The sequence below is a fragment of the Allochromatium vinosum DSM 180 genome (genome assembly GCF_000025485.1).
Taxonomy (GTDB): Bacteria; Pseudomonadota; Gammaproteobacteria; order Chromatiales; family Chromatiaceae; genus Thermochromatium; species Thermochromatium vinosum.
The window spans coordinates 2,235,887-2,256,616 of sequence record NC_013851.1 but is presented as its reverse complement, the minus strand read 5'-3'; the positions used below and the strand labels follow the sequence as shown (position 1 = coordinate 2,256,616).

16 protein-coding genes are annotated in these 20,730 nt (G+C 64.7%); 12 read left to right on the top strand and 4 right to left on the bottom strand.

Features of this window, described 5'->3' with window-relative positions:
• Positions 1 to 598 precede the first annotated feature (598 nt).
• The 8 genes from ALVIN_RS09785 (at position 599) to sdhA (ending at position 11,488) form a co-directional block, all read left to right on the top strand.
• Positions 599 to 2,701 (top strand): HAD family hydrolase, encoded by a 2,103-nt coding sequence (locus ALVIN_RS09785; RefSeq protein WP_012971165.1) that lies wholly within the window; start codon positions 599 to 601, stop codon positions 2,699 to 2,701.
• A 73-nt stretch (positions 2,702 to 2,774) separates the two neighbouring features.
• On the top strand, positions 2,775 to 4,910 hold the full coding sequence (locus ALVIN_RS09780; protein WP_012971164.1) for an FkbM family methyltransferase: 2,136 nt from the start codon (positions 2,775 to 2,777) through the stop codon (positions 4,908 to 4,910).
• A 25-nt stretch (positions 4,911 to 4,935) separates the two neighbouring features.
• Positions 4,936 to 5,895 (top strand): UDP-glucuronic acid decarboxylase family protein, encoded by a 960-nt coding sequence (locus ALVIN_RS09775; protein ID WP_012971163.1) that lies wholly within the window; start codon positions 4,936 to 4,938, stop codon positions 5,893 to 5,895.
• Complete coding sequence (gene galE / locus ALVIN_RS09770) at positions 5,892 to 6,863, top strand: UDP-glucose 4-epimerase GalE (protein WP_012971162.1); 972 nt, start codon at positions 5,892 to 5,894, stop codon at positions 6,861 to 6,863. The genes ALVIN_RS09775 and galE overlap by 4 nt, the downstream gene beginning before the upstream one ends.
• Positions 6,860 to 8,911: an HAD family hydrolase gene (locus tag ALVIN_RS09765; protein WP_012971161.1), complete on the top strand. Its 2,052-nt coding sequence runs from the start codon at positions 6,860 to 6,862 to the stop codon at positions 8,909 to 8,911. Before galE ends, ALVIN_RS09765 begins: the two co-directional genes overlap by 4 nt.
• 70 nt (positions 8,912 to 8,981) lie before the next feature.
• Positions 8,982 to 9,368, top strand: coding sequence for a succinate dehydrogenase, cytochrome b556 subunit (gene sdhC / locus ALVIN_RS09760; RefSeq protein ID WP_012971160.1), 387 nt, complete (start codon positions 8,982 to 8,984; stop codon positions 9,366 to 9,368).
• Positions 9,369 to 9,372: 4 nt separating this feature from the next.
• Positions 9,373 to 9,717 (top strand): succinate dehydrogenase, hydrophobic membrane anchor protein, encoded by a 345-nt coding sequence (sdhD, locus tag ALVIN_RS09755; RefSeq protein WP_012971159.1) that lies wholly within the window; start codon positions 9,373 to 9,375, stop codon positions 9,715 to 9,717.
• Positions 9,718 to 9,724: 7 nt separating this feature from the next.
• Complete coding sequence (gene sdhA, locus ALVIN_RS09750; RefSeq protein WP_012971158.1) at positions 9,725 to 11,488, top strand: succinate dehydrogenase flavoprotein subunit; 1,764 nt, start codon at positions 9,725 to 9,727, stop codon at positions 11,486 to 11,488.
• Positions 11,489 to 11,637: 149 nt separating this feature from the next.
• Here the strand turns inward: sdhA and ALVIN_RS09745 are convergent, their stop codons facing one another.
• Positions 11,638 to 12,057, bottom strand: a complete 420-nt coding sequence (locus ALVIN_RS09745) for a bacteriohemerythrin (RefSeq protein WP_012971157.1) — start codon at positions 12,055 to 12,057, stop codon at positions 11,638 to 11,640.
• Positions 12,058 to 12,235: 178 nt separating this feature from the next.
• Here ALVIN_RS09745 and ALVIN_RS17110 point away from each other — a divergent pair, with 178 nt between their 5' ends.
• A complete protein-coding gene (locus tag ALVIN_RS17110) occupies positions 12,236 to 12,580 on the top strand; it encodes a helix-turn-helix domain-containing protein (protein WP_043795605.1) in 345 nt (114 codons plus the stop codon).
• 5 nt (positions 12,581 to 12,585) lie between these two features.
• On the opposite strand, the gene hypF is transcribed toward ALVIN_RS17110, so the two are convergent.
• Positions 12,586 to 14,955 carry a carbamoyltransferase HypF gene (gene hypF / locus ALVIN_RS09735; RefSeq protein WP_012971155.1) on the bottom strand — a complete coding sequence of 790 codons (2,370 nt, stop codon included), beginning with the start codon at positions 14,953 to 14,955 and terminating at the stop codon, positions 12,586 to 12,588.
• A 134-nt stretch (positions 14,956 to 15,089) separates the two neighbouring features.
• Between hypF and msrA the strand changes: the two genes are divergently transcribed.
• Genes msrA through ALVIN_RS09720 form a run of 3 tightly spaced genes read left to right on the top strand, consistent with a single transcriptional unit; the run spans position 15,090 to position 17,991 of the window.
• Positions 15,090 to 15,644 (top strand): peptide-methionine (S)-S-oxide reductase MsrA, encoded by a 555-nt coding sequence (gene msrA, locus ALVIN_RS09730; protein WP_012971154.1) that lies wholly within the window; start codon positions 15,090 to 15,092, stop codon positions 15,642 to 15,644.
• Between the two features lie 21 nt (positions 15,645 to 15,665).
• A complete protein-coding gene (locus ALVIN_RS09725) occupies positions 15,666 to 16,784 on the top strand; it encodes a phosphoserine transaminase (protein WP_012971153.1) in 1,119 nt (372 codons plus the stop codon).
• Between the two features lie 7 nt (positions 16,785 to 16,791).
• On the top strand, positions 16,792 to 17,991 hold the full coding sequence (locus ALVIN_RS09720; protein WP_012971152.1) for an ATP-grasp domain-containing protein: 1,200 nt from the start codon (positions 16,792 to 16,794) through the stop codon (positions 17,989 to 17,991).
• A gap of 61 nt (positions 17,992 to 18,052) precedes the next feature.
• Here ALVIN_RS09720 and fliS read toward each other — a convergent pair whose 3' ends face one another.
• Together fliS and fliD are read right to left on the bottom strand one after the other, a co-directional pair.
• Entirely contained in the window at positions 18,053 to 18,454 is a 402-nt protein-coding gene (gene fliS, locus ALVIN_RS09715; protein WP_012971151.1) for a flagellar export chaperone FliS, read from the bottom strand.
• A 222-nt stretch (positions 18,455 to 18,676) separates the two neighbouring features.
• Positions 18,677 to 20,722 (bottom strand): flagellar filament capping protein FliD, encoded by a 2,046-nt coding sequence (gene fliD / locus ALVIN_RS09710; RefSeq protein ID WP_012971150.1) that lies wholly within the window; start codon positions 20,720 to 20,722, stop codon positions 18,677 to 18,679.
• Between the last annotated feature and the right edge of the window lie 8 nt (positions 20,723 to 20,730).

Below are 20,730 nucleotides of genomic sequence, written 5' to 3'. Positions count from 1 at the left end.
GCGGCAAGAGCAACGGCAGGATGTTGGGAATGATGCCTGCCGGACCCGGATCGGGCGGCGGTGCCGGGCGCGGTCCCGGACCAGGTCCGGGGCCTGGGTAGAAGCCAGGACCGCCCGGACCTCTGGGACCACGGGGCGGATAAGGGTCAGGTCCCCCCGGACCTCTGAAGTCATACGGCCCCCCACCTGGGCCGCCGGGACCGCGCGGCCCCTGTGCCAGCAGAATGCTGTGATCAAGGCTGTGGGTTGGCTCGATACCCAGGGTTGGCGCCTTTACGGCGGCGTAGCTCCCCGAGGCGGCCATCATCAAGGCCAGTATTGGGATCGATCGATACATAGGCGACTCCTCCTGGAATGGCGATGACAGGGACGATCGCTCGACCGTACCCATGTTTCAATCCTACTCCTTAAGTATGGCCTAAATCACCTCAATCTGGCGTCATGTGCTGGGGGCCAGGTGCTATGATGCCAATTTTCGACGCATGGGCACTTGGGGCGGTACTCCGTAGTGTGCGTCATGGATCTCATAGAAAATGAACGCTGATCCCCGCCGCATTGGATCCTGCGATGCCGGCGGAGATTCGAGGGTGGATGCGGCATGACCCGGAAAACGGTTTTCTCCTTCGGCGTCTTCGACACGCTCGTGACCTATCGCACGGCGAGCGTGCGAGGTGTGCTCTGTGCGTTGCGGCACGCATTGCATATCCAGGAGGAGCTCGGGCTGCCGACGCGCTTGGTCGAGGAATTTCTGGAAGTTCGCACTACGGCCGATTACCAGGTGCGCTATCCGGAGGGTACGGAGGATGAGGAACCGATCGCGGTTCGTCTCGACGAAATCTATGCCCGCATCGCCCAGCGTTATCCGGAGCTTGATCCTGCTCTGATCGCCAGGATCCGGCAACTCGAAGTGGAGATCACCGCCGAGCTCTTGATCGGCATCCCTGAGAACATCGCACGCGTTCACCGACTGCTCGATGCCGGCGAGCGGGTGGTGCTGATCTCGGACACGGATTTCACGGGCGCCGAGGTCGAGCACTTGCTGGCCGGCATCGATGCGCGTCTGGCCGCCTGTCCGTGTTATGTGGCATCCGATCTGGGACTGACCAAGCGCTCGGGCGAGCTGTTCAGGCATGTCCTCCAGGCCGAAGGCGTCGCGCCCGGCCAGCTGATCCATCTGGGCGACGACGTTCGCGCCGACTGGCGGATGCCGCGTGCCATGGGGATCGCGGCCGAACGCTACAAGGGTGCTCTGCTGTCCGAGATCGAGTGGGCCTCTCACGAGGAGGACAGCCTGTTCTGCCAACTGCTGGCCGGTTCCTCCAAGACCTATCGGATCCTGCATCCGGACGCCTCGCCGCACGCCTTGATCGGGGCCGGACTCGCCGGTCCGCTCTTCTACGGCTTCATCCGCGACGTACTCGATCAAGCCTGTCAGCGCGGCATCCGGCGGCTCTATTTCATCGCCCGCGATGGGATGATCTTTTTGCGTCTCGCGCGTGCCATCGCGCGCGAGCGCGGACTCGATCTGGATCTGCGCTATCTGTACGGATCGAGGCGGGCCTTCCGTTTGCCCTCGGTGTTCGAGATCACACCGCGCGAGCATCGCTGGCTGGCCGAGCGCATCCCCATGCTGTCGCTGGCCATGCTCGCCGAGCGCGTCGACATGACGGGCGAGCAACTGCACGCCCTCTTGCCCGACGCACTGCGCGCGCGCCTGAGCGATCTGGACGCCTCGATCCCCGAGCCCCTGACGCTGGAACTGCTCGAACACTTCGACGAGATCCCCGCCATCCGCGAGGCGATCCTCGACAACGCCCGGCGTGCGCGTGAGTTGCTCATCGCCTATCTGCAACAGGAAGACTTCTTCGACGCCGGCCCGGTCGGGACCGTGGACATCGGCTGGATGGGCGGCAGTCAGGACTCGCTCTACAAGATTGCCGCGTCTCACAAACCGGATATCGAGATCCACGGCTTCTATTTCGGGCTCTTCCACTATTCGCACTACACCAGCGCGCGCAATCGCAAGACGGCCTATGCGATCCGGCCCAACCATGTCGAGGACAACATCGTCGCGCTCCATACCGAACTGCTGGCGCAGGCCGATCATGGTCAGACGGTCGGCTACGAACGCCGGCCGGATGGGCGGATCGTGCCTAAACTACGCGACGACGGCGGCCATCTGCGCGACTGGGGCGTCGGCGAATTCCTGGACGGCGCCGAGTGGTTCGCGACCGAGTATGCGCGACTGGCCGGACGCTATCCGCTCCTGACCGAGCATTTCGATGCTGTCCTGCCGCGTCTGTTCGAACTCATGCATAAGCCGCCGCGTCTGATCGCCGAAACGCTGGGCCGTGTGCCCTATTCGGGCGATCATTGCGATCTGGCCCTGCGCGAGTCGGCGCCGGCCTTTGGGGTGCGCGAAGCCTTCGACTATGCGTTCCGGCGCCGCTATGAGGATCGGCGGCTCATGACCGAGTGGTACGAGGCCAGTCTGGTGCGCAGTGCGCCCCTGGCGCGTCTGATCCTGAGACTGCATCCGCTCTCACAAGGTCTCAAGGTGCTCGTCAAGCACTCGGTGCTCGACAGCCTGAAATTGACGCGCACGCTGCGAAAGCACCTCAGGCGTTTCAGGCAGGAACGCGCGACCGGACGGCGTCTGATTCGCGATCTCTCGGCGGCACGCGCGAGCGAACGTCCCTAAACCCCTTTACGATCCACCTGGTCCGGGCGACCCTTGACGCTTGGATCACAGCTTTCCGCGGAGCATGGCATTCATGGGTTCTCCCACCGTCAGCATTGCGCTGCCCGTCTATAACGTTGCCCCCTATCTGCGGGCCTGTCTGGACTCGATCGTCACGCAGGATTTCACCGATCTGGAGATCATCTGCGTCAACGACGGTTCGACCGACGAGTCGCCCGCGATCCTGGCCGAGTATGCACGGCGCGATCCGCGCATCCGCATCGTCGATCAGACCAACCGTGGACTGGCCTCCACGCGCAACACCGCCCTGGCGCACGTACGGGGACGTTATCTGCTGCATGTCGATTCGGACGACCTGCTGCGTCCGGGCGCCGTCTCGCGTCTGGTCGAGGAGATCGAGCGTACCGGGGCCGATTTCATCGTCTTCCAGCACCTGATGATCGAGGACGAGCGCGAGTTCGATAACTGGTATTACGACTTCGACAGCTGGAGCCTAGAGCCCAAGACCCGGCTGGAGCAGAAGCTCGAGATTCTGCACTATCACTACACCTGGTCGAAGTTCTTCCGGATGGACTTCCTGAACCAGTACGACTTCCGCTTTCCGGACGGTTTGCAGTTCGACGACAACGTCTATCACTGGCAGGTGCTGCTGGCGGCCCAAAAGGTCGTGATGCTGCCCGAGAAGCTCTACAAGTACCGGATGCGCGCCGGCTCGATCATGTGGCATCGCGGGCGCCATCATCTCGACATCTTCCGCATCTTCCGGGAAGGGATCGCGCTCTTTCGCGAGCAGGGCGTCTACGAGGCAGTGTTCCAGGACTTCATGCAGTACAAGATGAGCCTGCAATACTTCTGGACGCGCGACATCGAGCCGCGATTCCGTTATCTGGCCTATCGCGGCATTCTCGACGGGCTGTCGGCCGACGAGGAGCGCTTCGTGCGCGACTATCCCCATCTACTCGACCCCGAGGCGATCCGTTTCTATGAGCGCGTCTTCGCCTCGCCGCTCTATCGTCAGGGCGCGCATCGGGCGTTGGCCCTGCAACTGACGGCGCGGCGCTATCTCTCGTCGGGGCGCGTACGGCTGCGCGACAAGGCACGCGCCCTGCGCGCCCGAGTCGGCGGTCTGCCCTGGGTCCAGCCGATCAAACATCGTGTCCTGGGACGGCGGGTGATCGAGGTTCAGGATCCGCGCTGCGCCGATCTCTTGACCAACTATCAGGGGGTCGCGACCTATTGGGTCAACTTCTGGCGCGATTATCTGCGTGAACATCATGCGGACATGCCCGAGCGTCTGGCGACACTCCAGCGCGGCCTGTCCGAGAACGACCGCGCCCTGGTCGAGACCTTCGTGCGCATCTACGACAAGTATCTGCCCGAGTGCCAGGACTACAGCCGCTTCCTGCTGCACCGGGATCTGCTCTGGCGTCCGGCCGAGCGCTTCCGGCAGAACACCCGTCCGGCGCCTCGGATTGCCGCACGCTATCAGGCGTTCCTGGACGAATACCCCTGGCTCTCGGCCGAGGTGTTCGAGGCGCTCTATGGCCTGAACGCCTTTCCGCGCGACATCCAGGCCCGCATCCGCGCCGGGGGCGACGTGATCGATGGCGGGGCCTTCATCGGCGACTCGGCGGTGCAGCTCGCCGATGCCTGTCCGAACGCACGGGTGCTGGCGCTCGAACCCGATCCGGTCAACTTCAAGCGGCTGAGCGAGAATGTCGGACGCTTCGGTCTTCAGGGACGCATCATCCCCGAACCCCAGGGTCTGCACGACCATCGCGGCCACTTCGAGATGCATCATCACGGCGCCGACGACTTCCCCGATCAGGGCACCAGCCTGCTCGCCGACTTCCGCGACGAGGCGGCGCACGGCGGCGAGAGTCGCGTCCGGTGTGAGTTCGATACCATCGACGCCCTGGTCGCGCGGCATGATCTGCGCCCGGCACTCATCAAGCTCGACATCGAGGGGCTGGAGAAGGAGGCCCTGCTCGGCGCGGTCGAAACCCTCCGCCGCTATCGTCCGGCACTCATCGTCAGCGTCTATCACCATCCCAAGGACTTCCTGGAGATCAAGCCCTGGCTGGAGTCGCTGGAGCTGGGCTATTACTTCAGCTTCAAGCGCCTGGATCTGCAATCGCCGGTCGCGGACATGGTGATGCTCTGTTATCCGCGACTCGACACGCTCGGCGTGGGCGAGTCGGCGTCCTGATCGAATCTGTGCTAATCGAATCCTTATGAAGACATTACACAAACGTGTCCTGGTCACCGGCGGGGCCGGGTTTCTCGGCAGCCGGCTGTGCGCGCGGCTGGTCGCCGAGGACTGCGAGGTCATCTGCGTCGACAACTTCTACACCGCAACCAAGGACAACGTCAGCCAGTTGCTCGGCCATCCGCACTTCGAGCTGATGCGCCACGACATCACCTTTCCGCTCTATGTCGAGGTCGACGAGATCTACAATCTCGCCTGTCCGGCCTCACCCATTCACTATCAGTTCGACCCGGTGCAGACCACCAAGACCAGCGTGCATGGCGCCATCAACATGCTGGGTCTGGCCAAGCGCACCAAGGCGCGCATCCTGCAAGCCTCGACCAGCGAGGTCTATGGCGATCCCGAGTGCCATCCGCAGTCCGAGACCTATTGGGGCCGGGTCAATCCCATCGGTCCGCGCGCCTGTTACGACGAAGGCAAGCGCTGCGCCGAGACCCTGTTCTTCGACTATCACCGTCAGCACCGGCTCGAAATCAAGGTCGCGCGCATCTTCAACACCTATGGTCCGGGGATGCATCCGAACGACGGGCGGGTGGTGTCGAACTTCATCGTCCAGGCGCTCAAAGGCGAGCCGATCACCCTCTATGGCGACGGTTCGCAGACGCGCTCGTTCTGTTTCGTCGACGACATGATCGAGGGGTTCGTGCGGCTCATGGCCAGCCCGGCCGAGATCACGGGGCCGATCAATCTGGGCAACCCGATCGAACTGAGCATGCGCCAACTGGCCGAACGCATCCGTGAACTCACGGGGTCCAGGTCCGAACTGGTCTACCGGCCGCTGCCGCAGGACGACCCGACCCAGCGCCAGCCCGACATCACGCGCGCGCGTGAACTGCTCGGCTGGGAGCCGCGCGTGCCGCTCGACGACGGACTCAAGCAGACCATCTTCTATTTCGAGGGCCTGCTGAGCCGGGGGCTGGCATGATCCCGGTCCTGGTCACGGGCGGTGCGGGCTATATCGGCAGCCACACCTGCAAAGCGCTGGCATGCGCGGGCTACCGGCCGATCACGCTCGACAATCTGGTCTATGGCCATGAGTGGGCCGTGCGCTGGGGACCGCTGGAGATCGGCGACATCAGCGACCGCGCCTGTCTGGATGCGGTCATCGAACGTCATCGGCCCGAGGCGGTGATCCATTTCGCCGCCTATGCCTATGTCGGCGAGTCGGTGCGCGATCCGGGGCGTTACTACCGCAACAATGTCGCCGGCACCCTGACGCTGCTCGAAGCCATGCGCGATCACGCCATCCCGCACATCGTCTTTTCGAGCACCTGCGCGACCTATGGCATCCCGGACCGGACGCCGATCACCGAGGACCATCCGCAGCGTCCGATCAACCCCTATGGCGCCTCCAAGCTGATGGTCGAGCGGATGCTGGCCGACTTCGAGCAGGCCCATGGTCTGGGCTGGATCGCGCTGCGCTATTTCAATGCCGCGGGCGCCGATCCCGAGGGCGAGGTCGGCGAGGATCACGATCCCGAGACCCATCTGATTCCGCTGGCGCTCCAGGCGGCCGCTGGGCGTGGTCCACAGCTCCAGGTCTTCGGCGACGACTATCCGACCCCGGACGGGAGCTGTATCCGCGACTATATCCATGTCGCCGATCTAGCCGAGGCCCATGTCAGGAGTCTCGCCCATCTGCGCGCGGGCGAAGGGAGCGGGGCCTTCAATCTCGGGACGGGGCAGGGGGCTTCGGTGCTGGAGGTCATCGCCGCCGCCGAGCGCGTCACCGGTCGTCCGGTTCCGCGCGCGATCGGCCCGCGCCGTCCGGGCGATCCGCCGGTGCTCTATGCCGATGCCGACAAGGCGCGGCGTCTGCTCGGTTGGGAGCCGCGTTATCGCGATCTGGCCGAGACGATCGAACATGCCTGGAAATGGCATCAGTCCAGATGATCTATTCATTCGATATCTTCGACACCCTCATCACCCGTCGGGTCGGCACGCCGCGCGGGGTCTTCGTCCATCTGCAACGCCGGCTGCTGGCCGATCCGCAGGGACTGCCGTCTGAACTCTGCCGGCGCTTCGCGCACGAGCGCGTGGCGGCTGAATACGCCGCTCGCCTCGAAGCACGCGAGCGCGATCCCCAGGCCGCGCATCAGGTCGAGGAGATCGACTTCGCCGACATCCACGCCTGTCTCGGTCGACGGCACGGACTCACGGACGCCGACATCGAGCGTCTGATGGAACTCGAACTCGCCGCCGAGTCCGAGTTCCTCTATGGCGTCCCCGAGATGCTGGCGCGGTTTCGCGCGCTCGCCGAGCGTGGCGAGCGGGTGGTGCTGATCTCGGACATGTATCTGCGCCGCTCGGATCTGAAGCGACTGCTCGACGGCATCGATCCGTTCCTGCTGGAGGCCGCGCCGCTCTATCTCTCCTCAGAGATCAAGCTCAACAAGGCGTCGGGTCGGCTGTTCGAGCATGTGGCCGAAGTCGAGGGCGTGGCGCTCGCCGAGATCCAACACATCGGCGACAACCTGATCAGCGACATCAGCCGTCCGCGCGAGAAGGGCTGTCAGGTGACGCTGTTCGATGCCTGTCATTTGACGCCAGACGAAGCCTTCGGCGCCAACGAGGATGACTTCGGCTGGCAGGTCTCGGCGGGCGTTCTGCGCGAGAGCCGTCTGACGCTCGACTCCGACCGCGCGCGGTTGGGAGCCATCCATGCCGCGCCCCTGCTGCTGCCCTTCGTGCATTGGGTGATCGATCACGCGCGCACCCAGGGCCATGACCGGCTCTATTTCCTCGCCCGCGACGGACAGGTGCTGCTCGACATCGCCCGTCGGCTCGGGCCGGCGGATCTGGAGACGCGCTATCTGCACGTCTCGCGTCTGGCCTGTCATCGCTGTGTCGATCAGGATTACGAGGCACTGGTCGACTGGATCCTGGTCTCGCACCGCGAGATGTCGCTCATCGACATCGCCCATCGTCTGAGCGCCCGGCCCGAGACCCTGATTGAACGGCTCCAGGCGGCCACGGGCCTGACTGGATCACCCGATACACCGCTCGATGACCGCACCCGGCGGCGTCTGCGCACGCTGTTCGTCTCGAACCCCGAACTCAAGGCGCTCGTCCTCGAACAGGCCGCGCTGGAGCGCGCCCGTCTGCTGGACTATCTGGATCAGGAAGGGCTGACCACAAGCGATCCGGTCTGTCTGGTCGATGTCGGCTGGAGCGGGACCATCCAGGATTCGCTGCACGCCATCCTGAACGGCGATGAGCCTAACCGGGTCAGCCTGCACGGCCTCTACTGGGGCCTGATGGGCCAGGCACGCGCCGGCGCCGCGAGCAACCGCAAGACGGCCTTCGCCTTCCAGCCCGGCCAGTTCTGGCGCGATCCGACCGCCCTGCGCGAGATCGTCGAATGCTTCACGGCGGCCGATCACGGCAGCACTCTGGGCTACGAAGCGCGCGCCGGCGTCCATCACCCCATCCTCAACGCCGAGGGCGCCGAGATCCGGGAATGGGGTCTGAGCGCATTTCGCGCCGGCATCCACGCCTTCAGCGACAGTCTCAGCCGATGGCTCACGCCGGCTGAGATCATGGCCCTCATGCCTCATTACTTCAGCCGTCTGGAATTCCTGGTCGAGCGCCCGAGCGTACTGCTCGCACGCGAGATCGGCGACTTCCCCTATTCGCCCGACCCGACCGGACGCCTGCTGCCCTTCGCCCCGGCCCTGAGTCTCGGCGAGGCCCTGACCTATCATCTGAGTCCGGGCACCCGACGAGGGGCCATCACCCGCTGGCGTCAGGGCAGTCTGGTCAACAGCGCGCCCCCGGTGCGCCTCCTGATGTCGTCCAAGGCCAACCGCGTCTCCGGACTGCTGCGTGCCGTCCATCCGCGCGCGCTGGTACGCTTCCTGCCCTATCCGGCGCTGATGTGGCTCAAGCAGCGACTGCCGACGCCGATGCTCCGGGCCGCCCGTGCCATGCTGCGAATGTGATAGCAGTTGCCGGACCGGGTGACAAATCGATATTCTGTTGCGCCGCACAAAAGACTGGATCCCTTCCAAGATGACTACTCCCAGACCCGTGTTTCTCGACCTGTTGCGGATCAAGCTGCCGCTGTCAGGTATCGTCTCCATTCTCCACCGCGTCAGTGGTGTACTGATGGTGCTCACGATCCCGATCGTCGCCATCCTGTTCCATCAGGCTCTGTCCAGCCCCGAAGGCTTCGCGGCGACCGCCGCCGTTCTGGATACCTGGCTGATCAAGCTGGTTCTGCTCGGACTGCTCTGGGCGCTGTTCCATCATCTGGTCGCCGGGATCCGTCATCTCTTCCTGGACTACGGCGTCGGCCTCGATCGTGCGATGGCGCGCGAAACCGCCCGTCTCACGCTCTATGCGGCGCCTGTGCTGCTGGTGCTGTCCATCATCCTGTCGTTCCTGCTGGGAGACTGAACGCATGAGTCGTCAAGCATCCGGACTCATGGCCTGGCTGTTGCAGCGCACCACGGCCATTTATCTGTCCTTTCTCGCGGGCTATCTGCTGCTCAAATTCATCTTCGACGCCCCCGCCGACCACGCCGAACTGGTGGCCTGGGTGGCGCATCCGCTGGTCGCCATGGCGCTGATGCTCGGCGTGCCGCTGGTGCTCGCCCATGCCTGGGTCGGCATCCGCGACGTGCTGATCGATTATGTGCGTCTCACCAATCTGCGCGTGGGTCTCATGACCTGGTTCGTCTTCATCATCGTCGCCTCCGGACTCTGGTTCGTGAAGGCGATCATCACTGCCGGCATCGGGGGTTGAGTTCCGTATGAGTCTTCCAACACGTCATTTCGACGCCCTCATCATCGGCGCCGGCGGCGCGGGCCTGAATGCGGCGCTGCAACTGGCCGGCGCGGATCTGCGCGTGGCCGTCGTCTCCAAGGTGTTTCCGACCCGCTCGCACACCGTGGCCGCACAGGGCGGCGTGAACGCGGCGCTCGCCAACGTGCTGCCCGACTCCTGGCACTGGCACATGTTCGACACCGTCAAGGGTTCGGACTATCTGGGCGACCAGGACGCCATCGAGTTCATGTGCCGCGAGGCCATTCCGACCGTCTATGAGCTGGAGCACGCGGGCGTGCCCTTCTCGCGCCTGGACAACGGCAAGATCTATCAGCGCCCCTTCGGCGGCCAGAGCCAGAACTTCGGCGGCGATCAGGCCGCGCGCACCTGTGCGGCGGCGGATCGCACCGGACACGCCATCCTGCATACGCTCTATCAGCAGAACATCCGCGCCCGCACGCACTTCTTCGACGAGTTCTTCGCCATCGATCTGGTGCGCGACGCCGAGGGCATCATCTGCGGCGCCCTGGTGCTGGAGATCGAGACCGGCGAGCCGCTGCTGATCGAATCCAAGGCCACACTGCTGGCGACCGGGGGCTGTGGTCAGGTGTTCCGCACCACGTCCAACGCCCACATCAACACCGGCGACGGCTGCGCCATGGCCCTGCGTGCCGGCATCCCGCTGATGGACATGGAGTTCTTCCAGTTCCATCCGACCGGCATCGCCGGCAAGGGCATGCTCATCACCGAGGGCACGCGCGGCGAGGGCGGCTATCTCGTCAACAAGCATGGCGAACGCTTCATGGAGCGCTATGCGCCGCGCGCCAAGGATCTGGCCAGCCGCGACGTGGTCTCGCGCGCCATCGTCACCGAGGTCAAGGAAGGACGCGGCTGCGGTGAGAACGGCGACTATGTGATGCTCAAGCTCGACCATCTCGGCGAGTCGGTCATCGCCAAGCGGCTGCCGGGCATCCGCGAGTCGAGCAAGATTTTCGCCGGTTGCGATCCGGTCGTCGAACCCATCCCGGTGTTCCCGACCGCGCACTATGCGATGGGCGGCATCCCGACCGACCGCTTCGGGCGCGTGGCCATGCCGGCGGGCACGGGTTCCGAGGAGGTCGTGGTCGGACTCTACGCGGCGGGCGAATGCGCCTGTGCCTCTGTACACGGCGCCAACCGTCTCGGCGGCAACTCGCTGCTGGACATCCTGGTGTTCGGGCGTCTGGCGGGCAAGGACATCATCGACTTCGTGCGCGAGAACCCCTACCAGCGCGCCGCCGATTCGGCGAGCCTGGATCAGGCGATGGCGCGGCTGACGCGCTGGGAGCAGAAGGGTGAGGGGGCCACGGTGCAGGAACTGCGCGCCGAGTTCCGAAAGTGCATGGAAGACCATGCCGGCGTCTTCCGCACCGAGGAGATCATGTCCGAAGGCGTCGAGCGTCTGCGCGCGCTGCGCGACCGGCTGCCCGAGGTGCGTTTGACCGATCACTCCAAGGTCTTCAACACCGCGCGCATCGAGGCGCTGGAGCTGGAGAACATGGTCGATGTGGGTCTGTCGATCGCCGTCTCCGCCCTGCATCGTCAGGAGAGTCGTGGCGCGCACTCACGCCCCGACTATCCCGAACGCGACGATCAGGTCTGGCTCAAGCACAGTCTCTATTATCAGGACGGCGACCGCATGGACTACAAGCCGGTGCGTACCAAGCCGCTGACCGTCGAGTCCTTCCCCCCGAAGGAACGGGTGTACTGACGAAGGGCCGTCAGGCCATACCCCGCCCGGGCGGCCAAATCAATCGCCGCCCGTATCAAGGATCCATTTCGATTGAAACAATCCGGCTGGACTGCGCTATGCTTGTCCACCGGACGCGCATGAACTCGCTTTGTGTCGGAGCGGGAGCCTCAGATCGTCACCCGAGCGTCTCCCGTTTTGACATGCAGCGAATACAGCATGTCCTCATCGGCGATATGATCGATGAGCCAATCCTGGGTGATGTCGAGCGCACGGTCGGCGAGATCCTGGCTGGGACCGAAGATCATGAGATCGTTCTCCAGCTCGTCGAGGCGACGGAAGAAGGCCGCATGCTGGCGCAGGTGATCCTTGAGTCCGGGATAGTCGTGCTCGCGCATGAAGGCTTCTTCGGTTTCGAAGTGCCGATTGGCATAGTCGCGCATGAAGGTGATCGCCTCGACGACAGCGTTGCGACCCTCGCGATCGAGGATGTCCTCGTACAAACGGTGAGCCGCTTCGAAGAAGCCGCGGTGTTGCTCGTCGATCTCGGCGATGCCGATCGAGTAGACGTCGGACCAGTCTCTTAACATGTGACACCCAGTCTGGATTGGAACTCATGAACCCGGCGCGCGGGGTCGGCGCCTGACTCGGCTTGATCATAGCCCAATGCGCCCGGCGATTCGCACTGGATTTGCTAAAGTCACTCGCAGCGTCGGGCCGAATAACATAATCGAACATCGGACACACCAACAGCGGGGTCATCGCACAGTGGAACCAGAATTCGCCCAACTCTCCGCACGGATCGGACAACGTCTTCGCGCCGAACGCATGCGTCGCGGCTGGTCGCTCAACGACCTCTCCAAACGCACTCAGGACCAGTTCTCAAAGTCCAGGATCAGCAACTACGAGCAGGGGATTCGTCGCATGGGGCTGGAGGCGGCCTGTCAGCTGGCCGCGGCCTTCGGTGACGTGACGCCGGCCTGGCTGCTGATGCTCGACGACTGTGGTCCGCTCACCCCCGAGGAACGCCAGCTCGTCGAAGCCTTCCGCGCCATGGATGAAAAAGGGCGTCGTCAGGTGCTCGACACGATCGCGCCGGCGGGTGAAGGCTGACCGGCTCAGGCTCCGGCCGCGTCGCTCGTCAGCGCGGCCGCGATACAGGCCTGACCAAGTGCCAGTCCGCCGTCGTTGGCTGGCAGCCGGCGATGGACGAGTGGCTTCAGTCCCGCATCGCGTAGCCCACCAGCGACCGATTCCAGCAGCAATCGGTTCTGAAACACGCCACCTGAGAGTGCGATGGTCTCGACAGCGAGATCTCGCGCCAGCCGCGCGCCCATGTCGCTGATGGCGGCGGCGAAGCCAAGGTGGAACCGTGCCGCGACGCGAGCCGGTGGCAGACCATGCTCCAGGTCGGACAAAAGCGCGTCCCACAGCGGCGTCGGGTCCAGACGCCAGGGGCGGTTCGAACAGTCGAGATCGAAGACATAGCCCGACTCGGTGCCGGATGTCCGCGCAAACGTCGATGCCAGGGCCTCCAGTTCGATCGCCGCCTGTCCTTCATAACTCAGGGTCTCGCCACCCAGGCCGAGTGCCGCCGCCACCGCATCGAACAGCCGTCCGGCCGAACTCGAGCGGGGTGCGTTCAGGCCGCGCGCGATCAGGCTTCGTGCCAGACCGATCGGCTGGGCTTCCAGACGCCGCATCACCTCGAGGTCGGGATAGCGCGCGCGCCAGTGCTCCCAGCCGCCGGCGTCCTCCAGCCGCGCCAGCAGATTGCGCCAGGGCTCGCGGATGGCCCGGACGCCGCCCGGCATGGCCGCCGGTGTCAGATGTCCGACCCGCTGAACGCTCCGATAGTCCCCCAGCAGGAACTCACCACCCCACAGCGTCCCATCCTCGCCCAGCCCCAGGCCGTCGAGCAGGATGCCGAGCACCGCGCCGCCGTCCAGCGGCCAGTCGTTGTCGGCCAGCACTGAGGCCAGATGGGCGTGATGGTGCTGGACCTCGATCAGCGTCAATCCCTCGCGTTCGGCCCAGGCGCGCCCGAGCTGCGTGGAGTGATAGTCGGGATGGCGGTCGACGGCCAGGATCTCGGGACGATGCTGGAACAGCTCGCCATAGAGGGCGAGCGTGGCGCGATACTCTCGCGCGGTGCGCGCCTCCTCCAGATCGCCCAGATGTTGCGAGAGGATCGCCGAGCCGTCGCGGATCAGGCAGACGCTGTTCTTGAGTTCACCGCCCAGGGCCAGGATCGGCGCCGTCGACGCGAATCCGGGCGGCAGTCGGATCGGTGCCGGCGCATAGCCACGTGCGCGCCGCAGTGGGCGAGGGCGGCCGTCCATGAGGCGCCAGACCGAGTCGTCGACCCGATTGACGATGTCACGGTCGTGGAGCAGCAGATGATCGGCCAGACCACTCAGGCGGGCGAGGGCGTCGGCATTGTCGATGCACGGCGGCTCGTCGCTGAGATTGCCGCTGGTCATCACCAGCGGGCGGTCCCAATCGGCCAGCAGCAGATGATGCAGCGGACTGTAGGGCAGCATGAAGCCGAGCGTGGACTGACCGGGCGCGATGCCGGGGGCGAGATCGGACTCGCGGAGGCGTTCGAGCAGGAGGATCGGCGCCGCCGGACTCGCCAGCCATTCGGCCTCCAGTTCGGACAGCCGCGCATGACGCCGGATCACGTCCGGATCGCGCGCCATCAACGCAAACGGTTTGGCAAAGCGCCGCTTGCGTTGGCGCAGGGTCTCGACCGCCGTGTCATGGGTGGCGTCACAGGCCAGATGGAAGCCGCCGATGCCCTTGATCGCGAGGATTCGCCCCTCGGTCAGCAGACGGCTGGCCGCTGCAATGGCGTCCGGCGCGTCCAGCTCCACCGGAGCGATCTCCCGCCCCCCGGCGTCGACCAGCCACAGGCGCGGACCACAGTCCGGACAGGCATTGGGCTGGGCATGGAAGCGCCGGTCGGCCGGATCCTCGTACTCAGCCCGGCAGCGCGCGCACATCGGAAAGGCGGCCATGCTGGTGCGCGCACGATCATAGGGAATGCCGCGCACGATGCTCAGACGCGGCCCGCAGTGGGTGCAGTTGGTGAACGGATAACGATAACGTCGATCGGCCGGATCACGGACTTCGGCCAGACAGGCCGGACAGGTCGCGGCATCGGCGACGATGCCGGTGTGGACGGCGCCGGCGTCGCTGCCGAGGATCGCGAAGGTCGTGGTGTCGAGCCGGGCCTCCAGGCGGGTACGCTCGACGGCGTCGATGCGTGCCAGCGGCGGGCACTCGGCGTGCAAGCGGGCGCAGAAGCGATCGATGGCGTCTGAGTCATCGGCGGTCGGGTCGGCCGGCTGGAGCCGGATCAGCACCCCCTCGCCGTCGTTTCGCACGTCACCGAGCAGGCCCAGCTCATGGGCCAGACGCCATACGGTCGGGCGGAAGCCGACCCCCTGTACCAGTCCCCGCACCCGGATACGCTCGGCACTCATGAGGCGTGCCCAGCCACACAGCGCGCGTCATGGCCAGTCTTGGCAGGACCGGCGGGCGACCCTACCTGAAGGAGTTCGGTCCGTGGCGGGCGCTCGGACCGCTTGGGTTTCATGTCGAACATTGGAGGGAGATCATGACGATACGCAAAGCAACACTCGGTGGAGGGTGTTTTTGGTGTCTGGAAGCGGTCTTTCAATCGCTTGCGGGTGTCGAGTCGGTGCTCTCGGGCTATGCGGGCGGATCGATCGCCAACCCGACCTATCAGCAGATCTGTACCGGGACGACCGGCCATGCCGAAGTGGTCCGGATCGAATTCGACGATCAGGTGATCGACTACGAGACCCTGCTGGATGTCTTCTTCGCGACCCATGATCCGACCACGCGCGACCGTCAGGGGGCGGACGTCGGGAGTCAGTATCGATCGGCCATCTTCCACCACGACGACGGGCAGCGTGCCATAGCCGAAGCTGTGGTCGCGCGCCTGAATGGCGGGCGGATCTGGCCGGCCCCCATAGTCACCCAGATCGAACCCGTGCCGACATTCTATCCGGCCGAGGGGTATCATCAGAACTACTATCGCCGTTATCCGACCCAGGGCTATTGTCAGGCCGTCATCGCGCCGAAGCTCTCCAAGTTGCGTCGGAGTTTCCGCAATCTGGTCGCCGACGAGGAACGGCGTTCGGCCTGATACCCTGACCCAGGACAGCTCATGACGTTTGAAACCGCTTTCGATCGCAACGCGCTCAATTTTTCGGGTGGACCAGGCGCGTTGCCGGCGGTGGTGCTGGCCGAGACCCGGCAGGCGATCGACGCCGTGCCCGAGATCGGACTCTCGATCCTGGGTGTCAGTCATCGCTCGGACTGGTTCGCCGGGTTGATCGAGCAGACCGAGCGCGATCTCCGAGCGCTCCTGGATCTGCCCGACAGCCATGCGGTGCTCATGCTCCAGGGCGGGGCGACGCTCCAGTTCTCGATGATCCCCATGCTGTTGCTGCGCGGTTCGGGGCGGGTGGCCGAGTATCTGCGGACCGGCTACTGGAGCGCCAAGTCCATTGCGCCCGCGCGGCTGGAAGGCGACGTGCGGGTGCTTTGGGATGGCGAACGTCAGGGCGCAGGCTTTCGTCGACTGCCGACGGCAGACGAGCTGGAGTGCTCGCCCGAGGCGGCCTATCTGCACTATGTCTCCAATGAAACGGTCGAGGGGGTGCAGTTCCATCATATTCCCGGACTTGACGGGGTCAGGCGGGTCTGCGACATGTCATCGGACTTCCTCTCGCGCCCCTGCGACCCCGAGCGTTTCGATCTGGTCTATGCCCATGCGCAGAAGAACCTGGGACCGGCCGGGGTGACGCTGGTCGTCATCCGTCGCGCGCTGCTCGATCAGGTGCCGCCCGGAATCCCCGATATCCTCGACTATCGCGCCCATCTTCAGGCCCGTTCGATCTACAACACACCGCCGGTCATGGCCATCTATGTGGTCTCGCGCGTCCTGCGCTGGCTGCGTGAAGACATCGGCGGACTGGAGCGGATGGACGCGCTCAATCGGCACAAGGCGGCGTGTCTCTATGAGGTCATCGATCGCTATCCGGATGTCTATACAGGCTGGGCGCATCCGGCGGATCGCTCGCGGATGAACGTCGTCTTCCGGCTGCCGACGCCCGAGCGCGAGGCCGATTTTCTGCACCGCGCCGAGTCGGCCGGATTCAGCGGACTCAAGGGGCATCGCTCGCTCGGCGGCATCCGCGCCTCCATCTACAACGGGATGTCGCTCGCCGCAGTCGAGCGGCTGGCCAAGTTCATGACGGATTTTGCGCGCCATGGAGGCTGAAGCGTCCATGTCGACCTTTCTCGGTCTCGCCAAATGGTTGCGGCTCGCGCTGGCGGGCGAGGATCTGGCGCCGTTTGGTCAGTCGCTGTTGCAGCGCGCAGCAGACGATCCGAGCGACAGCGCGGCGTTGCTGGATGCATCCATCGTCTTGCAGTGTCTCGGCAATGCCGAGATGGGGCTGAGGCTCCAGCGCGAGGCGCTCGGGCAGCAACGGCGTTATCGCATTCCAGCCACCGGGACGGCGCGGCTCAGGCTGCTGGCGCTCATGGCGCCGGGCGCGATCATGGCCAATGTCCCGGTCGAATGTCTGCTCGCCGGCCGCGACATCGAACTCGATCTCTACTATGTGTCGTCGACTGTTCCGGAGCCGGTCGATCTCCCCGAGCATGATCTGCTCTTCGTCGCCATCGGGGAATCTGAAGCCAACCGGACGCTGCTCGAAGCCTGGACGCCGCGTCTGCGCGACTGGCCACGTCCGGTCTTGAACGATCCGCGCCGCATTCTCGAGGTGGCGCGCGACCGGGCCTGTCGGCGGCTCCAGGGCCGGCCGGGGCTGGTCGCTCCGCTCACGGCGCGTCTCGATCGCGGTCGGCTCCGGGAGTTGGTGGGTAAGGAGGGGAGGGGGGGACTCGACTTTCCGCTGTTGGTGCGTCCGCTCGATTCGCATGCCGGGCAGGGGTTGACCAAGGTCGATACTCCGGAGGCGCTACGCGCTGTCCTCGACGCTCAGTCGAGCCAGACGTTCTTCGTCTCGCCCTTCGTCGATTATCGCAGCCCCGATGGACGCTTTCGCAAATTCCGCGTCGTCCTGATCGATGGCCGGCCCTTTGCCGTCCACATGGGGGTCTCGGATCACTGGATGATCCACTATCTCAACGCCGGTATGGACGTGAGTGCGGCCAAACGTGCCGAGGAAGCCGCGTTCATGGCCGACTTCGAGCGGGATTTCGCTCGACGCCATGCCCACGCCCTGGCCGCTGTCCATGCAGCATTCGGGTTGGACTATCTGGGGATCGATTGTGCCGAGACCCTCGATGGGCGGCTGCTGATCTTCGAGGTCGACCCGGCGATGGTGGTGCATGACATGGACCCGATCGAACTCTATCCGTACAAGCCGGCGGCCATGCACCGCGTCTTCGAGGCGTTTCGCGCGTTCCTGATCGCGGCGGCCGATTGCCGGTCGCCCGGCCTGCCGTCTGATACGTGAATCAGGCGGCGGCCTCTCGACCTCGAAGTACGACGATGGCGCGGATCGGGACCGACTCGGCTCAGGAGGCCTTGCGCATCTGCTCGGGGATCGCGTCCCAGCCGGCCTTGATCTCGCGCAGCAGGATCGAGATTTCTTCCAGCATCTCGGGGGCGTTGCGGGCATTGCCCGTGACCAGACGGCGGATCATGTAGTCGTAGAGCGAATCCAGATTGGCTGCCAGTTCGCCGCCGCGTTCGAGATCGAGCGCGCCGCGCAACTCGCCGATGATCTCCATGGCCTGACCGATCTTCTGGCCTTTGAGTGGAGCATTGCCCTGCGCCATGGCGCCGCGCGCCACGGCGAGGCGCTCCAGCGCCCCTTCGAACAGCATCTGGGTCAGGCGATGTGGATCGGCCACGGCGATCTCGGCGATCGGACCGGCTTGACGGTATTGGTTCAGTTCTCTGCGCATCGCGTACATGGCCTACCTCGACGAATACTGGATGACTCTGTCGGTCGTTGAAAGTGGGAGAGTGTTCCAACCCGGTGATCTGGTGTCTTGCAGGGGGTTGGCTGCGCTCTTGGGGACTGTAACGACACGGAGCCGGATTTCTTGAGGCAGGGCGGTCTGTGAATTGTGATCGGGTTCGCATTCACCCCGGAGGGACCTGGAGCCACTCCGGGGAGCCTGAAGACGCCTGCCTCAATTCGAAGCGGTGAAGGGCAGGCGGTCGTTGATGCCGTCCAGCTGGCTGCCGGTATCCTTCAGGCTGCTGACGATGTTCTCCATGGCCATGAACTGGGACATGAGTCGCGCCTGGAAACCCTCCATGCGCCGGTCGAGTGCGCTGCGCTCTTCCTTGATGCCGTCGAGCTGCTTCTGGATGCTGGATTCGCGGGTCTTGATCGAACCCGTGCTGCCGACGAAGTTGTCGATCATGTTCGCCAGCTCGCCGGCCACACCGCGCGAGAAGCTGATTTGGAACTTGCCCTGAGCGGTTGCGCCCGCGCCGACGGTCAGGTTCAGGCCATAGGCGGGTGAGTCAACGTCCGGCAGCAGGACGTTTCCGGCGCCGAAGCCTTCCACGCCATTGATGGTGCCCTTGACATCCAGACCCTGGGTTCCGGTCAGGGCGGTTTCGATTCCCAGCTCGGCCATCTGGGTGCTGGCCGACGTGAAGCTCACCTTCGAGATCGAACCGTATTCGCGCGAGACGAAATTGAACTGGTTGGTGCCGGTATCGTACTCGACGTCCACGGCGACGCCAGCCGCTCTCAAGTTTGAGTCGCCGTTGATGCGGGCCTGAAGGTCGGCGCGCAGTTCATCGGCATTCGCGTAGGTGCCGGTGAGCTTGATCAGACCCGAATTGGTGCCGTCGACATTGATGTTGAAGCTATAGTCGGCGGCCGGGTCCGAGGTATCCAGCGGCGCTGAGAAATCGTGGGTCAGGGCGTTGCCGGCGATCTGACCGCGTGTCGGATCCTGGGTGATCTCAACGTCATAGGTACCGGCGACGGCGCGCGAGGCGAAGGTGCCGGCCTTGACCTCGACGGCGCTGTTGGTCGAGCTCATCTTGCTCGCGAACAAGCCTTCGAGCAGATCGAAGTTGTTGTCGAAGGCGTTTTTGAAGTCGGTTTCATTGATCGTGAGCGAGCCGTCGCGTTCGGTGCGGATGCCGAGGTTGGTCAGAGCCGTGAAGCCGCCCTGAGCACCGGGAAGGATCCCGCCGATCTGTTCGCGCATGCGGTTGATCATGGTGCGTGCCGTGCTGTCGCCGGCCAGACCGCCGCGCACCAGATTGTCGTCCTCGTCGCGGGTATAGCCAACCAGTTCCTGGGTGGTCTTCTGGAAGCTGTTGTAGGCTTCGACGAAATCACGAATCGCCTGATCGGCGGCGGTCTTGTCGGCAGTGATCGAGAAATTCAGGCTCTCGCCGGCGGTGCCCTTCTTGTTGACCGTGAAGGAAAAGCCTTCGATGAGATCGTCGATCTCGTTGCTCTCGCGGGTGACGGCAAGCCCGTTGATCTTGAGCTGCGCATCCTGGGCCGCTTGGGTCTGGTTGGCGTTGAGGGCGCCATCCTTGAAGGAAAATGCCTCCAGGTTCGTGCCGCTGGTGCTGATCTCCATGGCGTTGTTGCGACCCGAGTCGGCTGTCAGCGTCAGTTGGTATTGGTCGTTGACCTTGATCACGGCCGCCTGCATGCCGGAGTCGGCGGCGTTGATCTTGCTGGCGATGTCCTCGAGCGAGTCGGTGTTGCTGATATTGAGCGTCAGCGCCGTTCGGTCGTCATTGGCGGCAAAGGCTTGGGGATTGCCGTCGGCATCGGTCCAGGCGCCGAAGCGGACGGTCATGGAGCCTGAGGCACCGAGCGCCGCCTTGGGGTCGGTCTGGGCCGCGCCACCGATCGCCAGGGTTTGTGCTCGGGCCACCTCCTGCACCTCGATCGAGTAGGAGCCGGTCTGGGCACCGGGCTCGACCCGGTTGGCGGTGATGACGTCCGAATTGGGGACGGTGGCCGAGCGGGCGTTGAAGAGGTCGCCGTTGCTCAGGGGTGTCAGGGAGCCTTTGAAGGTATCGAAGGCACTGCGCAACTGGCCATAGCCGGAGATCTGTGCCTCCAGGCTCTCTTTGCGCGCATCCAGGCGCTGTTCTTTCGGTGCGCGCTCGACAGCGGTCAGTTGGGTGACGAGCGTCTTGATGTCGATGCCGGAACCGGCGCCCAGTGAACTGATGATGTTGTCGGCCATGGCTGTTG

Excerpts from the sequence above, each read along its gene's own strand:
- ALVIN_RS09745 (WP_012971157.1), bottom strand. The coding sequence starts at position 12,057 with ATGTTAAGAGACTGGTCCGACGTCTACTCGATCGGCATCGCCGAGATC.
- sdhA (WP_012971158.1), top strand. The coding sequence starts at position 9,725 with ATGAGTCTTCCAACACGTCATTTCGACGCCCTCATCATCGGCGCCGGC.
- sdhD (WP_012971159.1), top strand. The coding sequence starts at position 9,373 with ATGAGTCGTCAAGCATCCGGACTCATGGCCTGGCTGTTGCAGCGCACC.
- msrA (WP_012971154.1), top strand. The coding sequence starts at position 15,090 with ATGACGATACGCAAAGCAACACTCGGTGGAGGGTGTTTTTGGTGTCTG.
- ALVIN_RS09765 (WP_012971161.1), top strand. The coding sequence starts at position 6,860 with ATGATCTATTCATTCGATATCTTCGACACCCTCATCACCCGTCGGGTC.
- fliD (WP_012971150.1), bottom strand. The coding sequence starts at position 20,722 with ATGGCCGACAACATCATCAGTTCACTGGGCGCCGGTTCCGGCATCGAC.
- hypF (WP_012971155.1), bottom strand. The coding sequence starts at position 14,955 with ATGAGTGCCGAGCGTATCCGGGTGCGGGGACTGGTACAGGGGGTCGGC.
- ALVIN_RS09720 (WP_012971152.1), top strand. The coding sequence starts at position 16,792 with ATGTCGACCTTTCTCGGTCTCGCCAAATGGTTGCGGCTCGCGCTGGCG.
- ALVIN_RS09775 (WP_012971163.1), top strand. The coding sequence starts at position 4,936 with ATGAAGACATTACACAAACGTGTCCTGGTCACCGGCGGGGCCGGGTTT.
- ALVIN_RS09780 (WP_012971164.1), top strand. The coding sequence starts at position 2,775 with ATGGGTTCTCCCACCGTCAGCATTGCGCTGCCCGTCTATAACGTTGCC.
- ALVIN_RS09725 (WP_012971153.1), top strand. The coding sequence starts at position 15,666 with ATGACGTTTGAAACCGCTTTCGATCGCAACGCGCTCAATTTTTCGGGT.
- sdhC (WP_012971160.1), top strand. The coding sequence starts at position 8,982 with ATGACTACTCCCAGACCCGTGTTTCTCGACCTGTTGCGGATCAAGCTG.
- ALVIN_RS09785 (WP_012971165.1), top strand. The coding sequence starts at position 599 with ATGACCCGGAAAACGGTTTTCTCCTTCGGCGTCTTCGACACGCTCGTG.
- galE (WP_012971162.1), top strand. The coding sequence starts at position 5,892 with ATGATCCCGGTCCTGGTCACGGGCGGTGCGGGCTATATCGGCAGCCAC.
- fliS (WP_012971151.1), bottom strand. The coding sequence starts at position 18,454 with ATGTACGCGATGCGCAGAGAACTGAACCAATACCGTCAAGCCGGTCCG.